General features: G+C 58.9%; 11 protein-coding genes. 4 read left to right on the forward strand and 7 right to left on the reverse strand.

Annotation, left to right across the window (positions count from 1 at the left end):
• Positions 1 to 32: 32 nt before the first annotated feature.
• Together BN2664_RS06140 and BN2664_RS06145 are read right to left on the reverse strand one after the other, a co-directional pair.
• A complete protein-coding gene (locus BN2664_RS06140) occupies positions 33 to 1,004 on the reverse strand; it encodes a class C sortase (protein WP_231723451.1) in 972 nt (323 codons plus the stop codon).
• Between the two features lie 167 nt (positions 1,005 to 1,171).
• Positions 1,172 to 2,704 carry a SpaH/EbpB family LPXTG-anchored major pilin gene (locus BN2664_RS06145; protein ID WP_007001072.1) on the reverse strand — a complete coding sequence of 511 codons (1,533 nt, stop codon included), beginning with the start codon at positions 2,702 to 2,704 and terminating at the stop codon, positions 1,172 to 1,174.
• 590 nt (positions 2,705 to 3,294) lie between these two features.
• On the opposite strand from BN2664_RS06145, the gene BN2664_RS06150 reads away from it, so the two are divergent.
• From BN2664_RS06150 to BN2664_RS06160, 3 genes are all read left to right on the forward strand, one after another.
• A complete protein-coding gene (locus BN2664_RS06150; protein WP_197408645.1) occupies positions 3,295 to 4,326 on the forward strand; it encodes a polysaccharide deacetylase family protein in 1,032 nt (343 codons plus the stop codon).
• 89 nt (positions 4,327 to 4,415) lie between these two features.
• Positions 4,416 to 5,342, forward strand: coding sequence for a Sir2 family NAD-dependent protein deacetylase (locus tag BN2664_RS06155; protein WP_007001070.1), 927 nt, complete (start codon positions 4,416 to 4,418; stop codon positions 5,340 to 5,342).
• A 180-nt stretch (positions 5,343 to 5,522) separates the two neighbouring features.
• The gene (locus tag BN2664_RS06160; RefSeq protein ID WP_007001069.1) at positions 5,523 to 6,959 is read left to right on the forward strand and encodes a sodium/glutamate symporter; all 1,437 of its coding nucleotides are present in this window, start codon (positions 5,523 to 5,525) and stop codon (positions 6,957 to 6,959) included.
• 192 nt (positions 6,960 to 7,151) lie between these two features.
• Here BN2664_RS06160 and BN2664_RS06165 read toward each other — a convergent pair whose 3' ends face one another.
• From BN2664_RS06165 to BN2664_RS06175, 3 genes are all read right to left on the reverse strand, one after another.
• Positions 7,152 to 8,069 carry a sugar ABC transporter permease gene (locus BN2664_RS06165; protein ID WP_007001068.1) on the reverse strand — a complete coding sequence of 306 codons (918 nt, stop codon included), beginning with the start codon at positions 8,067 to 8,069 and terminating at the stop codon, positions 7,152 to 7,154.
• Positions 8,070 to 9,686, reverse strand: a complete 1,617-nt coding sequence (locus BN2664_RS06170; RefSeq protein ID WP_007001067.1) for an ABC transporter permease subunit — start codon at positions 9,684 to 9,686, stop codon at positions 8,070 to 8,072. It lies immediately after the preceding gene.
• 68 nt (positions 9,687 to 9,754) lie between these two features.
• Positions 9,755 to 10,999 carry a sugar ABC transporter substrate-binding protein gene (locus BN2664_RS06175; protein ID WP_007001066.1) on the reverse strand — a complete coding sequence of 415 codons (1,245 nt, stop codon included), beginning with the start codon at positions 10,997 to 10,999 and terminating at the stop codon, positions 9,755 to 9,757.
• A 444-nt stretch (positions 11,000 to 11,443) separates the two neighbouring features.
• On the opposite strand from BN2664_RS06175, the gene BN2664_RS06180 reads away from it, so the two are divergent.
• The gene (locus BN2664_RS06180) at positions 11,444 to 12,475 is read left to right on the forward strand and encodes a LacI family DNA-binding transcriptional regulator (RefSeq protein ID WP_007001065.1); all 1,032 of its coding nucleotides are present in this window, start codon (positions 11,444 to 11,446) and stop codon (positions 12,473 to 12,475) included.
• Between the two features lie 156 nt (positions 12,476 to 12,631).
• Here BN2664_RS06180 and BN2664_RS06185 read toward each other — a convergent pair whose 3' ends face one another.
• Both BN2664_RS06185 and BN2664_RS06190 read right to left on the reverse strand, forming a co-directional pair.
• A complete protein-coding gene (locus BN2664_RS06185) occupies positions 12,632 to 14,134 on the reverse strand; it encodes an MFS transporter (RefSeq protein ID WP_007001064.1) in 1,503 nt (500 codons plus the stop codon).
• Positions 14,131 to 15,117 (reverse strand): nucleoside hydrolase, encoded by a 987-nt coding sequence (locus BN2664_RS06190; protein ID WP_007001063.1) that lies wholly within the window; start codon positions 15,115 to 15,117, stop codon positions 14,131 to 14,133. Before BN2664_RS06190 ends, BN2664_RS06185 begins: the two co-directional genes overlap by 4 nt.
• Positions 15,118 to 15,142: the final 25 nt, after the last annotated feature.

Genomic DNA, 15,142 nt, shown 5'->3' on the forward strand with positions numbered 1-15,142 from the left:
AAAGCTGTTTGTTTAGATAGCGAGTAGTGCGGCTAGCTTTTACTCGCCGGATCGCACGATATTTTGGATATCCGCAACTCTTCCGATATCCACGCTTTGTCAGCGCCATAGAAGTTAGCCCGTCGCGCCTTATTACTCTGAATCTCACGGTAGGTGCGGTGGCCGAGAGCCACGGTGACGAGGAGAAGAGTGACCGACCCGATGACCGCCCAGAACGGGAATCGCGGCAGGTCAGATTTCGCGCCCGCCTTCGCCAGATCCTCCGCCGGCGTCGGCACCACCCGCTCCCCCGTCACCAAAATTCGGTGCGAGTTGATTCCCAGAGGCGTACACGTCACCAGCGTCACCAGGTCCCGCCCCGCCTCGACGGAGAGGTGTTCTGTTTCTTCCGGTTCGACGACGACGACGTCTCTCACCTCGTACGTGAGGACCTCACCGAACACCTCCACCGTGAATCGGTCACCGGGTTCCACTTTGTCCAGATTCGTGAACATGGTGGCCTCGGCCAATCCGCGATGGGCGGTGATAACGGACCGGGTTGAAGCTCCGCCTACCGGCAGGGCCGTGCCTTCCAGGTGGCCGGCGCCTTTGAGCAGGGTTTCGTCCGAAGTTCCGTGATAGACGGGAAGATCGACGTCGATTTTGGGAATTCGCAGGCGCGCCATAATTGGCGATCCCTTGGTGCTCAGCAGTTCTTCGTACGTCCACGTGCGGCCGTTTACCTCGACCGTATCGGAGCTTTCACCAGCCAAGCGCGGTAGGCGCTCATTGGCTGGGATGAGCGTGCCGGTGGTCAACGCATCGTTATAGGCCCGCGCGGCCGCTAATTGCTCGCGCGCATTGGGAACCGCGTTTTCGATTGCCTTGTTGTACTCCACCGTCAACTCGGTTTGGTTGAGTTGGGCGAACCAGGCCGCCGCCTGCGGGTAGATAAGCAGCCCCACCCCGAGCAGAACCAGAAAACCGGTGAGGTAATTCGGGAACAGCCGCTGCGCAGTTTTCAAAGAACACCGCCTCATGCGTCTTGGAGGGCCAGGGGAGGGGCCGGAAGGCAAAGTCAAATAAGGGATTTCCGGGGAGGGGCGCCGCGTTCAGCGCCCCTCCCGGGTAGCTCAGCCCCGGCCCGAACACGAAATTGGGATCGGGGTTGAGCTACCGCGCCGGATTTCCTTTAGGCGTTCTCGCGCTCGCGACGAGCGTTGCGCAAGGCCACGCCGCCCGCGAGACCGAGGGCAGCCACGCCACCGAGGGTCAGAATCACGGTGCCGGCCGAACCGGTAAGAGGCAGGTTCGGGCCGCCGGCCTTCTTGTTGACGATGTTCTCGCCCACCTTAGGATTCTCCGCGTTACCGGGGGTCACCTCGATAGGCTTGATGGTGTTATCAAGCACGTAACCAGCCGGAGCCTTGGTTTCCTTCAGGTAGAAGGTCCGCTTCGCGTTGGCTTCTTCATCCTTGGTGTACTTACCCAGGTACAGGCCCTTGAAGTGCACAACGCCCTGCGCATCGGACGTCGCGGTAAGGATCGGATTGGTGCCCGCCTTTGCGGCATCTTCGGTGGCATAAACCGCGAATTCGGCATTTTCCAGGGGGTTACCGTTCTTGGATTCGTCCACCTTGGTGAACTTGTAATCACCGTAGAACGCCTTGTCCTTAGGCTCGTTCGGAGTAGGAGGCGTAGGCGGGTTGTTCGGGTCCTTCTCGTAATCGCCCCACGGATCGTAATCGTTGAGAATCGGCGTGAAGGAGTTCTCCACCTTGCCGTCTTGACCAACGGTCTTAACCGTGACGGTGTAGTTGAACACAACCTTCTGGCCGCCCTTGACCTTTGCCAAACCCTGCTTGGTCAGGGAAATCTTGTGGCCGTTACGGCCAGCCGGCTTCTTCACCGAATCCTCAATGGTGAAATCTTCCCCGCTCGTGAGCGTTTCGCCGCCCTCAACCTTCGCGGTCACCGAGGCCTTGTCGAACTCAACATTCGTGCCCGAGAAGTCATAGAAGCCGAGCGCGGCCGGGTTCTTTTCAGCGGGACCAGGCGCAACCAGGGCCACCTCGTAGGGGAGCTTATCGCCGACCTTGCGGACGTTCGTGTCCTCCCCGACCTTCTTCTCGCCGGTGTCGGTGGTCGTCTGGTTCTTCGGATAAACGTGCGGATTGTAGTTCCAGGACGTATCGGCGCCAGCCTTCGACGGGAGCGGGATGGTCACGAAGAACGGCGTGGCCTTCTGCGTCACCTTATTCGTACCGGTCGAAAGCTCCGTGACGTAGTAAAGACCCACCGGGAGCTGCTCAACCTTGGTAATACCTTCGGCGCTCGTCGGCTTCGTCTCAGCGGTCTGGTCTTCCAACGAGTACTGCTGGCCATTGATCGTGACCTTATCACCCTGGACGTTGGCGGCGCTCAGATCCTTGATGTGAGCCCAGTTTTCCTGCGCGTTGAGGTCAAAGTCCTTGACCTTTTGCACGCGGAACGTCACGCCCTCGAGCGGGTTTGCGGGAGCCTGCTTAAGCTCCGAACCATCGTGCCCGGCCCCGTTACCCGGCGTACCGGCGTGCTTGTGGATGGTCAAAATTCCGATCTGCCCCGGATCAATGTTGCCAGGAGCGGCGTTGGCCGCCGGCAGAGCCGAGAAGCCCAGGAGGCTAACCGCGAGCGCGGAAAGGACGGCTAGTACCCTAGCCCCTCGCGTACTCTTGTGTGCCATTTCTATTCCTTTCATTGCGGGCCCCCTTGGACCCAATTTCGCGAGTTAGCACCCGCGTTTTACCCTTGGTCGGCGCCGCGAGGCGTCAGCACAAGAGCTTCGCTTCTACGAGGTGATTTGCCGCGATACCAAAAACGGTCGGCCGGCGCACCCCATCGCAAAACCGAAATAGTTTCTGTAAGCCCCACACCAGCCACGCCTCCTCTACAGATTCGTCGCCGTTGAACTGGGCTACCGCGCCAGAATGTCATTACAATAAGTTCGATGTAAAATTTTCCCGAAATCTGGTGACAAGGTCACACTTTCCAACTTTTAACACCCTTAATGCGGAGTGCCATAGATCGCCCAAAATCTACATAAACCCTCCTCTAACAAGGTTTTACGCAACAGCATTTGGCGAGCGCGCCATTCTGAAAGCCGTCTGGAAGTCGCCTGGATAAATTCGGAAGGTTCGTAACGATTCGCGTTTTTTAATTAAACTGTTTCACACGATCTTTCCAGCCTTCACGCGATAGCCCCGCTGGCCGGAAATCCCCTCCCCCAGATGCCGCTAATCGCGTCGGAAGGAGCGCGTAGAATTCCTGGCAACAATGGCGTTTTACGTCCCGAAGGAGGACTCGATGTCGCAGGCAACTACCCCCGAACCGCACGAGCAACTGCGCCGCAACCACTGGTATCGCACATCCGATGTGCCCGGAGTTCCCGGACCCACGCGCGAAATCCGCGGATACGGCCCACACCCGCCGCAGATTCGCTGGGAAGGCGGAGCAAAAGTGGCGATCAATATCGTCGTCAACTACGAGGAAGGCTCAGAGCAAACTTTCGCCATGGGAGACGGCAAGAACGACGGCATGTACGAGATGCCGTGGGACGCCGGCTCCCAGCGCGACCTCGCCATTGAGTCAATGTACGAATACGGCGCTCGCGCCGGAATTTGGCGAATGTTCCGCACCTTCGATCGCTACAGCATCCCCGTCACGATTTTTGGCGCCGCCGTAGCCCTGGAGCGCAACCCGGAAGTCGCGGAAAAGATCAACGAGCGCGGCGATGAAATCGTGGGTCACGGCTACCGCTGGATCGATCATTTCAACTACACGCGTGAAGAGGAGAAGGAGCTCATTAGCCTCGCGATGGACTCCTTCCAGCGCACCCTCGGCCGCCAACCGGTGGGATGGTACTGCCGCGAAATGTCCGTCAATACCCGCGAGCTGCTCGTAGAAGACGGCCGCTTCCTCTACGACTCCGATTATTACGGGGACGACCTCCCCTTCTGGACCTTCGTGGGCGGCAAATCGCACCTCGTCGTCCCCTACACCCTCGTGACGAACGACGCCCGCTATATCGACGGCGTCGGTTTTTCCACCGGGGGCGATTTCGCCGAGCAGGCGATGCGTTGCCTCGATCAGTTGCTCGACGACGGCGACGACGCCGGACGCATGATGAGCATCGGGATTCACCCTCGGATTACCGGCAATCCCGCGCGCATGAGCGGGCTGCGCGAATTCATCGAGTACGCGCTTTCCAAGGACGACGCCGTCTTTATGACCCGCGAAGCAATTGCTCGCTCTTTCGCGGATCAGGTTCCGCGCCCGCGCAATCCGGAGGATCGCCCCAACTACTAAGTGCCTAACCGCTACGGCCCGGGCCGGCCGGCGCGAGATGGTTTGCGCCGGCCGGAACAAAACCGCGAGCGCGGCGTTATAGCGTGCATATGGCACATGAAATTTCGGATTACTTTCCCGGCGGCGACGCTCCTCATCTCAGACTGATTGAGGTTGATGCCCCGCCGGCGAGCGAAGCGCGTCCGGACCCACACAACATCGCCGAGGCCGTGCTCCCGGTGGCAAATCTATTGGCCGGAGCGCCATTTGCGGTTATCACCGGCGCTGGAATCTCCACCGACTCGGGCATGCCAGACTACCGCTCCCCCGGCTCGGCCCCGCGCCGCCCCATGACGTATCAGCAGTTCATGGCCGATCCGCGCATGCGCCAGCACTACTGGGCGCGCAACCACTCCGGGTGGCTACGCCCATTTACTTCCATCCCCAACGAGGGTCACCTGGCATTAGCCGAGCTGGAACGCGCCGGGCTCGTCACCGGGATCATCACCCAAAACGTGGACCGCTTACACTCGCGCGCGGGCTCGCGAAACGTGGTCGACCTGCACGGGCGTTACGACCGCGTGCTGTGCACGCAGTGCGGCAAAGCATTCCGCCGCGCCGTGATTCACGAGCTCCTGACGCAACTCAATCCGCGCTGGCCGATCCGCCAGGGTGGAGAGGTGGCGCCGGACGCCGACCTCGAGGTCGGGGACACCTCGACCTTCAGAGTCGCCGACTGCCCGGCGTGCGGAGGAATCCTCATGACGGACGTGGTGTGGTTCGGGGGAAAGGTTCACCCGCGAAGCATTGAGCGCGCGCGCAAAATTATCGACGACGCCGCCGCTGTGCTCGTTGCCGGCTCGTCCCTCGCGGTTGGCTCAGCTCTGCGCTACGTGCGCCAGGCCGCCAAGGCACATAAACCCGTGGCGATTATCAATCGCGGGAAGACGCGCGGGGATAAGTTCGCCAATGTGCGCCTTTCTGCCGGAACATCGACGGCACTACCACAACTCGCCGCGCAGCTCCTGCGAAACTAGTTCGGACGCCCACCCGCGCAAACTCACATTTCACCATTTCCTTCATAGGCTATTCTTACCCTGGCAAAACCAAATCTTTACTTAGCGCCGCCCGCAGAACCGGCGCGCGCACCTTTGCTCAGGCACGCGGCCCCAAATACCTCATGACTAGTCGCGCGCGGGCACCGAAGGAGGAAACACGTGGAATCCACATTTACCGCATGGAGCATGCTCATTGATATGGGCTTTATTGGGCTCTTGCTCGCGGTCGGCGTGCTCATGCGCGCGAAGATTAAATGGCTCCAAAATATGCTGGTTCCGGCCTCAGTTATCGCCGGCCTCCTCGGGCTCCTCCTCGGTCCGCACGTCTTGGGCGCCATCGCCGAAACCTATAACTGGCACCTCGGCCAGTGGAAGCTCACCGGCATTCCGTTCTCTTCCGAGGTCGGCACCTACTCCTCAATCCTGATTATCGTGGTCTTCGCCTGCATGGCGCTCGCCGACGATTTTGACGTGCGGAAGGTAAATAAATCCGTGGCGGGATTCGCCTCCTACGGAGTGCTGATGTACGGCGCGCAGGTGGCCCTCGGCATGGCCTTCGCCCTGCTAGTTCTCGGGCCGGTGTTTGGCGCTCCGGACACCCTCGGCCTCATGCTCTTTACCGGCTGGGCCGGCGGCTTCGGCACCGCCGCAGCGATCGGCGATGTGTTTGCCCAAAACGGTGACCCGAGCGTGGCCTCAATTGCATTCACCTCGGCCACGGTTGGGCTGCTGGTCGGCGTCGTCGGCGGAATTATCCTCGCCAAGTACGGCGCTAAGCGCGGGGCCGCGAAAGCCTTCCGCGGCATGGACTCCCTCCCCCAAGACGTCCGTACCGGCGTACTCGACGCCAACCAGAAGCGCCCCGCACTCGGCTACCACACGTTCTCAGGTGGCTCGGTGGAAACGCTCTCCTTCCAGGTCGGCGTGGTGGCGATCGTGGCACTGCTGGCATACGGCACCAATAAGGTCCTTACCACCTGGTTCCCCGGCCTCACCTTCCCGCTTTTTGCACTGGCCTTTATCCTGGGGATTATCATCCGCGTTCTGATGAACCTCACCAAAACCTCGCACGTCATTGATAGCGATTCTTTGCGCTCGGTTTCCGGGCTTGCCACGGACCTGCTGATTGTGTGCGGAATTGCCTCCATCCAGCCTTCGTTCGTGGCCCACCACATTGGGGCCCTGGCCGCGCTGTTCGTCTTCGGCCTGATCGTGGTGGTGGCACTCGGGCTCGGCGTGGCGCCGCGCCTGATGGGCGAGGGCTGGTTTGAGCGCCAGCTATTCACCTGGGGCTGGGCAACCGGCTCGGTTTCTACCGGTTTGGCGCTCCTGCGCATTGTGGACCCGAAGCTGAAATCCGGCACTCTGGAGGAATTCGGCTACGCCTATTTGCCGGTGGTCCCGGTAGAAATTAGCGCGGTGTCCTTCGCGCCAATTCTCGCAATTGCCGGCGCATCATGGGCAATCGTGGGGATTTGGGGCGCAATTGCGCTTTTGGGAATTATGGGTGGAATCTGGGTAATTCGTTCCGGCCACCAAAATACTCACGGCGAGCCCGGCCAGGTCGGCACCCTCGGTACGCCAATGATTGGCTAGGCAGTGTTTGACTAGGCAATGCTTGGCTAGGCAATGCGGGGCGAGCACTTCGCGACTGCAAAGGGAAGCAATTCCCGAGCCCACTCCGTTTCACGCAAACTCGGCGAGCATAAAGGCGGGTGACCGGATTCTCCGGTCACCCGCCTTTATATGCACTATTGCTGGCGGCACTACCACCGCCCGCGAGCGGCGCTAGCCCTTCACCGCGCCTCCGGTCAGGCCGGAGACGATGTAGCGCTGCAGGAAGAGGAAGAGGAGCAAGATGGGCAGGGCGGCCAGAACCGCGCCGGCCGCGAACCAGCCCCATTGCTTTTCGTTTCCGCCTACCCACAGGTTCATGCCGATGGAGAGCGTCCAGTTATCCTGGCTGGTCAAAATCGTTGAGGCCAGCACGTAATCGTTGAAGGCACCAATGAAGGCCAGCAGGGCCACAACCGCCAGGGTCGGAACCACCAGCGGAAGAATAATCCGCCAGTAGATTTGGCCGTGAGTTGCGCCGTCGATCTTCGCCGCTTCGTCGAGTTCCTTCGGAATCGAGTTGAAGGTGCCGTACATGAGGAACGTATTCGCACCCAGCGCGCCGCCCAGGTACACGGCGATCAGCGAGATCTTCGAATCCAGGCCCAGCCAGGGAAATACGTTTCCAATCTGCGTGAGTAGCAGGAAGATCGCTACGAAGGCCAAGAGCTGGGGGAACATCTGCACCACCATCAGGCCCATCAGACCCATATCGCGCCCCGCAAAGCGGAAGCGGGAGAAGGCGTAGGCCGCGGCCGCGCCCATCAACACCGCTCCCACCGCGGAGCACACGGCGATGAGCACGGTGTTTCCGAACCAGGTCCAGAACATCGTGGAGTTCGAAAGCTCCGCGAAGTTCGAGAGCGAGACGTCGGAGAACATCTTGTTCGCGCCGTTGAGGGTGGTTTTCGTGTTCGGATTCAGTGCCGCGGAGAGCACGTAGAGAATCGGGAACACCGAGTAGATCACCGCAATGATTCCCACCAGGTGGCGGAAGCCGAGGCGGCGGAACCAGTTACCGAAGGTCTGGTGATTCTCCTTGGGGTCACCCGCCACAATTGTGTCTGGCGTGCGAGACATAGTGTCAGCCATTTACTGCGCCCCCTTCATCGAATTCGACTTCTTGAAGCTGATGAGCGAAATCGTTCCCACAATGATGAAGATGAGGAGTGACATCGCCGAAGCCAAGCCGTAGTTTCGCGTCGCTTCGCCGGACATTCCGGAGATCTGATAGACCATCGAGATCAAAATGTCAGTGGAGCCCACCGGCACGGTAACGTCGTCGAACCGCGGGCCGCCGCCGGTCAACATGTAGATCAGGTTGAAGTTGTTGAAGTTGAACGCGAATGACGAAATCAACAACGGGGTCACCTGGATCATGAGCTGCGGCAGGGTGACGAAGCGCCACCGCTGCAGGCCGGTCGCGCCGTCAATTTCAGCAGCCTCGTTGAGGTCAGCGGAAATCGACTGCAACGCACCGGTGCAGATGAGGAACATATAGGGGAAGCCCATCCACAGGTTCACGCCCAGCACGCATAGGCGCGCCAGCCAGGGATCGGTGAGCCAGGGAATTTCCGCTCCGCCGAATAGCACTTGGTTGAAGAACCCGTACTTCGGATTGAGCATGCCGGCGAAGAGGAACGCCGTCATGAAGGAGGGGAAGGCATATGGCATCAGCATGAGGGTGCGGTAGAACTTGCGTCCCCGCATACCCTCGCGGTTGAGCACAATCGCCAGGAACATTCCCAACAGGAACGTGGTGAAAACGGAGAGGAACGCGAAAGCGAAGGTCCACAGTAGCACCCGCAGGAACGGCTGAGCGTAGCGAGAATCGGCGAAAGCGTCCTTGAAGTTGTCGAAGCCGACCGTCACGCGCCAGCCGGTGTCCAGGGTGGAGCCGTCCTCCGCCACGAAGAAGCCCACCGAATCGTCGGCCACGTACTGCTTGCCAGTGGCGTGATCCGTCATGGTTTGGGTGGCTTTGTCATAGGACATGGTGGAGCGGAAAACAAAGCCGGTGCTGGCGTTCTGGGTGCCAATCGCGCCGTCTGCCGGATCGTCGCTAAACGGCACGCGCAGGGAGAGGATCTCCGCCTGCTGGGCCGTCACCTCTTGCATTCCGAGTATCTCAAAACCGGGGACTTCCTCGACCTGGGTACCCTTGACGGTCGCGCCGTCGATTTTCTCCAGCGGTTCCGTTTCGGTGCCGGCCAGCACGTCGCCATCTTCATTGACGACGGCGAAGCCCAGCTCGCCCCCGCGGGAAACCACTTTAAGCGGATATTGCGGCGAATCGGGCACGCGTTGCGAGGAGCGCACGAGCTGGGAGTTCGTGGCCGCTTCCTTGGTGAGCATATGCCGATCGCCGTAGTTGGTGAACGCGATGTAACCGGTGTAGAGAATCACGAAGACCTGGAAGATCAAAAGGAAGACCAGGCCCGGGATGAGGTACTTGGCGGCGAGCGTGCGCCGCGAGAAGTAAACGTAGTTGGCCGCGATGAGGAGAATCGCGACGACGCCGCCCAGCACCCACGATTTCGCGCTAAATGTTTGCACCAAAACGTAGATACCCAGAGCGTCAACGAGGCCAACCAGGATGAGTTTCACAATGAAGCCGGGCGACCAATTCCGCGCTTCCGGCGCTTTAATCTTCAGCGCCTTCCGCTCCTTGGGCCGGCTCGATGTGGCCTTTTTCTGGGTTTCTTGCATATTGCGTTTCCTTTGGCGAAGGGGCGCGGCGCCCGCGAGCGCCGCGCCCTAGCCTCGGCAAATTATTGTTACTTCGCGATGGAAGCCTGAACTTCGTTGACCATGCCCTGCCAGGTCGAAACCGGATCGGCTCCGTCAATGATCTTGGCTTCCGCGATGCCCCACGGGGTCCACACATTGTTCATCGCCGGGATATTCGGCATGAACTGCGCACCCTCGGCGGCCTTCGCGAAACCGGCAGTTGCCGGATCTTCCGCTGCCTTCTTAGCCGCGGTGGTCAGAGCCGGCAAACGGTTACCAGCTTCGTAAATCGCCAGCTGCGCCTCTTCGGTAGCCATGTACTCGGTGAGGAACTGGTTAGCTACAATCTGGTTCTTCGACGCTGACGAAACGTAGAAGCCCTGCACGCCCACAAACGGCACGGCCTTCTGACCACCGGCAGACGGAACCGGATCAACCGCAACCTTCAGACCGGCATCCTCAAAGTCCTTGATCATCCACGGGCCACCGAGGATGTAGGGGGACTGGCCGTTCTTGAAGGCATCAACGGCGACGTCGTACGTCATCGACGTTTCGAGTACGCCCGCCTTGCCCTGCTCGCCCAGCCACTTCGCGAAGGCCTCGCCCTCGGCGGAGCCAAGCGTAAGCTCATTGGTCAGCTCGCCCTGGTCATTGGTGGCGAAGACCGCTGAACCGAAGGAAGCCTGCAGCGGGTAGTAGGTGTACGGATCGCCCTTCTCGGTAGTCTGCACCACGAACGGGTACTGCTTGCCGGCCGCCTTGCCCTTGGCGATCATCTCATCGAAAGTCGCCGGGGTGGAATCCGCGAGCTCCGTATTACGGATCATCGCCAGGTTCTCAATGGCGTAGGGAAGGCCGTAAGTCTGGCCATTGTAAGTGAAAGCCTTGACCGCGGTCTCATCGAACTCGGAGGCCTTGTCGCCCAGCTCGATCGGGGCAACCAGGCCGTTCGCCGCGAATTCACCGAGCCAGTCGTTGGCGCCCACGGTGATATCCGGGCCTTCGCCGTTCGATACCTGGGTGGAGAAGTCGGCGCGAATATCGCTGAACTCGCGGACCACAACTTCAACATGGTTACCGGTCTGGGCTTCGAACTTCGCCGCGGCGTCCTTGAGGGCCGGCTCGCGGTTGGAATCAGACCAGACGGTCAAGGAGACTCCGGTTGATGTAGCCGGTTCACTGGCCGTATCAGATCCGGCAGACGTAGACGTGGATTGCGAACCTCCACCGCCACAGGCACTCAACATGAGCGCCATTGCGCTGGCAGCCGCCACAAAAATGCTCTTGCGCATGCTTTCCTCCTCGAAGTTTGCGCTGACACCCGCTTCTTTACGGTGGTCACTTGCTTTGAGAATAATTCCCCGTGCAAATTTTTACAAGCGATTTTCAGCTTTTTTCAGGAAACTTTTACAAATACTAGGATATGTGATCTAGCACCCGTTAATCTTTAAGATACGTCCATACGGCCGCGACCGCGAGGGGCGAGTCCATTTGCGTGTTTGCCTCTAGTGTTCGGGCCGGCTCTCCGTGCGGATGCGCGGCGGCGTCGGCAAACGCACGGCGCTCGTGTGGCCTTAATTCGGCCAGATTGGAATAGATTTCCGCCAGCCGGGCCCACTACAGCGGAGCTCGCCCCCCCCTCAGCCGACGTACATAAATTTTTCATAGGATTTACACTAAGTATGTCTCCTCACATAGGATTGACGAAGTGCCGCCGACGCCACTGAAAGGTAATGATGAGCAAGAAAATCAGGCTAGTGGATATCGCAGAACATGCCGACGTCTCTATTGCCACCGTTTCCCGCGTGCTCAATGACTCCGGCCCCGTCTCCGCAGATACCGCCGCCAGGGTCCTTACCGCTATCGACATGCTCGGCTACGAACGCCCCGAATCACTCTCGCGCACTGACCGCGGCCTCATTGGCCTGGTGGTGCCCGAACTCGGCAACCCGATTTTCCCCGCCCTCGCCCAGGAACTGGAGGCAGCCATGGTCGGCGAGGGATTCGTTCCGGTGCTCTGCACGCAGTACGCGGGCGGCGTTACCGAGGATGAATACGTGGACATTCTGCGCCGCCAGCGCGTTGCCGGAATTATTTTCGTTTCCGGTCTCCACGCGGATTCGGAAGCCGACCCCGCGCGCTATCGCCGCCTCCAGGGGGACGTCCCCTTCGTCACCATTAATGGCGCGAACCCAGCCGTGGACGCTCCGAACATTTCCACGAACGACGCCGATGCGATGCGCAAAGCCGTGGAGTTTCTGACCGGCTTGGGCCACACCAAGATTGGATTAGCGATGGGCCCGCACCGCTTCATTCCCTCGCAGGAAAAAGAGCGCGGGTACCTGACCGGGATGGCCGAGTTCTCCCCCGCCGCAACCCCGCGCATCATCAACACCTTCTTCACTTTTGAAGGGGGGATTTCCGCCGCGCAGGCTTTCCTCGAGAGCGGTTACACAGCCATTGTGTGCGGCTCGGACATCATGGCCCTCGGCGCCGCCTCCGCGGTGCAAGCCGCGGGCCTGAGCGTACCGGGCGACGTCTCCATCACCGGCTTCGACGATTCTCGCCTTATGACGCTCACAAATCCGCCGCTAACCACCCTGCGCCAACCGGTCGCGGCCATGGCACGCTATGCCGTCAATTCCCTGACCGCGCTCATCGCCGGCAACAAGACGGATGCCGGCTCCATGACCTTCGCGGCTGAGCTGGTGGTGCGCGGCTCCACCGGCTCCTGCCCTATCGCGCCCTTCGCTAGCGAACGATCTTGACGTAACCTGGCCTGTTTGCGACCGGCCACTCCTGGCTGGCCGCGCACTTTCTACACTTCGGCCAGCTCCGGTTACAGAGTAGAGGGCCGTGCCGCCAAACTAAATTGTGGCGGAACGGCCCCTACCCGGTACAGTACGCTCTGCTGGCGTAACTATTTATATTTTCTCGTGTTCGCTAGTGCGCCCCGGCATGAAGAGCGAGAGCGCAAGCGCCACGCCAGAAAGAACAATCGCAATGATGAGTGACTGCCGGTATCCCGACGAAATATCACCCGAAACTGCGGCCGCAGCAATCACCGAGCCCATAACTCCAATTCCTACACCTGAGCCGAGGTTGAAAGCGGCAGAGGTGAGGCCGGGAAGAACTCCGGGGTGCCTTGACGAGGCATAGAGGACGCCAAGCGCATTGAGTGTCGTGTTCGACATGGCTGTGTAGGTTGCACCCATAAGGAAGCTCAAACCACACAGAATCCACTTGTTGCTGAAACCAAACAGGAGGATGCACACAATGACCACGAGAGAACCGACCAAACCCGCACGTAAAACAAGCCGATAACCGACATTCGGCGCCACCTTGCCAACAACGGGCGCTAGCATCCACCCCAAAAGCGAGAATGGCATGAGGTACATAAGCGCCGTGACCGTAGAACCTAAGCCAAATCCGGCATTCGAATCTTGAGCGAAGGCGGGAATGAGGAACATCAAAACCGCAAAGGAAGACGCCAGCGTAAAGAACGTCGTCCCCACCTGAGCCCAAGTCTCACGTTGGCCGAGCTCAGAAAGTGGGATAAGAGCGTGCGAGGCGCGCTTTTCTACCATCGTGAAAACCACCGAACACACCACACCGACAATAGCGAACCCTATGGTCCAAGGACTCGACCAGCCTAAAGTTCCGAAGCCGAAGGTGAGAACCATGTTGAAGGCCCAGAGCGCTCCGGTTAGGAACACGGCACCTGCCCAATCCATATTCTGCGCCGACTTCACCTTAGTCTCAGGAACCCACCGAATCACCGTAATGAGCGCCAGGATTTCAAGAGCAAGAATCACTACGAAAATGCTTTTGTATCCCCAGGCGTCAGCGAGCAAGCCGCCCAGAAGCGTATCAATCCCCGCCACGCCGGAATTAATCGCCGCAACTAGCCCAACATAGAATCCGAACTTTTTTGGATCGAGAATCGCCCGTAAAGTCAGATTTCCCAAGGCAAATGTTGCTCCACAAAAACCCTGCAGTGCGCGACCAATAAAAAGTCCCACTAAGGAGGAAGTGACCAGGACGATTACCGTACCCAGGAGCATAAACCCCACAGAAATAAGGAGCGTATTTCGGCGGCCAATTTTATCTGCAAAAGGTGGGAAGAAAATGGCAAGTGCTGCTGCGACAGCGAGAAAGATGGTGGTCGACCATCCGATCACTCCCGCGTTAGTGTTGAAGCTCTCCGCCATGTCACCGATTGCGGGAGAAAGCATGGTCGCACAGAGTTGGAAGCTTGCAATCACGAGCATCAACGCTACGAGCACCAACCGAGGGTTAATGGTCTTCCCACCCACCGGGGTAATTTCGATGGTTCCGTCTTCGTTCAGGAACGAGCGCGATTCTTTATCATCCCCAACTCGCCGCCCTACCAATGAAGTTTTTTGACCTGCATCTTTTGCATTCACAATGTGCTCCCATCAGGTTCGCGAATCTCCAGGGTAGGAGTGGTTTGCGTGGCGAGTAGCTTATCTAGGAGTTCAAAGAATCCGTCGTGGTCAACCTTGTGGATGACCGTAGCATTCGCATTCAGTCCGAATTTGTCCCATGCCATCGCAGAATATCCACGGGTCAGCTCTGAAGCGGTCTCGACGTCAATGCGCATCGGTGACGAATCTTCGACTAACTCTGGATGCAACATCGTTGCCAACGTCATCGAGTCAGGATGCGTTGAACCGTCGACCCCTACTGATTCATTGAAGTCCAAGGTTGCGTCACAAACCGACTTAAAGAATTTTCCGATGGGCGTTGGCGACTTCGTCTTTTCGTTGTATATATCCCGTGAAATGGTAGCGTCCCGTAGTGTCACCGGATCCCAGGTTAGAACATGAATGTCCTCGAATCCTGCAGTGAATACGATCTGTGCCGCCTCGGGATCGACGTAGAAATTGAATTCTGCGCTCGAGGTGGTATTTCCACGACCGTTCTCGGAACCTCCCATAATGTAGAGACTCTTCACTTTCTTCGCGAATCCACGGTCGAGAACAACCGCGGATGCCACGTTCGTCAATGGACCAATAGCGACGATCGAAACCTCGCCCGGGCGCTCATTAACGATTCGAAGCATGGCATTAACGGCATGCTCCTTTTGAATCTCCGCCTTCTCGAAGTCCATCGAGAGTCCGCCACTTCCATCACCGTGAACTTCTGATGCAGAAACCCATTCGCGCATAATGGGCTGACTGCACCCGGTATAAATCGGCACATCCCCTAGTTTTCCAGCCACGTTGAGCGTAAGAAGTGCATTTCGAACTTGCTGCTCGAAGCCAACGTTTCCCGCAACCATCGTGATTGCCTGGAGATCAGCTCGGGGATCGCACACCCCAAATAGAATTGCTACGCAATCATCTTGCGCCGTATCCGTATCCAAAATAAAAGGAATTTTCTCCATTTTGCCTTATCCTCTGAAAGGGACT

The sequence above is a fragment of the Actinobaculum massiliense genome, from assembly GCF_001457435.1.
GTDB lineage: Bacteria > Actinomycetota > Actinomycetes > Actinomycetales > Actinomycetaceae > Actinobaculum > Actinobaculum massiliense.

Bases quoted from the DNA above. Each gene is read 5' to 3' on its own strand.
- BN2664_RS06145 (WP_007001072.1), bottom strand. From the start codon at position 2,704: ATGGCACACAAGAGTACGCGAGGGGCTAGGGTACTAGCCGTCCTTTCC.
- BN2664_RS06150 (WP_197408645.1), top strand. From the start codon at position 3,295: ATGGCGTTTTACGTCCCGAAGGAGGACTCGATGTCGCAGGCAACTACC.
- BN2664_RS06155 (WP_007001070.1), top strand. From the start codon at position 4,416: ATGGCACATGAAATTTCGGATTACTTTCCCGGCGGCGACGCTCCTCAT.
- BN2664_RS06165 (WP_007001068.1), bottom strand. From the start codon at position 8,069: ATGGCTGACACTATGTCTCGCACGCCAGACACAATTGTGGCGGGTGAC.
- BN2664_RS06170 (WP_007001067.1), bottom strand. From the start codon at position 9,686: ATGCAAGAAACCCAGAAAAAGGCCACATCGAGCCGGCCCAAGGAGCGG.
- BN2664_RS06175 (WP_007001066.1), bottom strand. From the start codon at position 10,999: ATGCGCAAGAGCATTTTTGTGGCGGCTGCCAGCGCAATGGCGCTCATG.
- BN2664_RS06180 (WP_007001065.1), top strand. From the start codon at position 11,444: ATGAGCAAGAAAATCAGGCTAGTGGATATCGCAGAACATGCCGACGTC.
- BN2664_RS06190 (WP_007001063.1), bottom strand. From the start codon at position 15,117: ATGGAGAAAATTCCTTTTATTTTGGATACGGATACGGCGCAAGATGAT.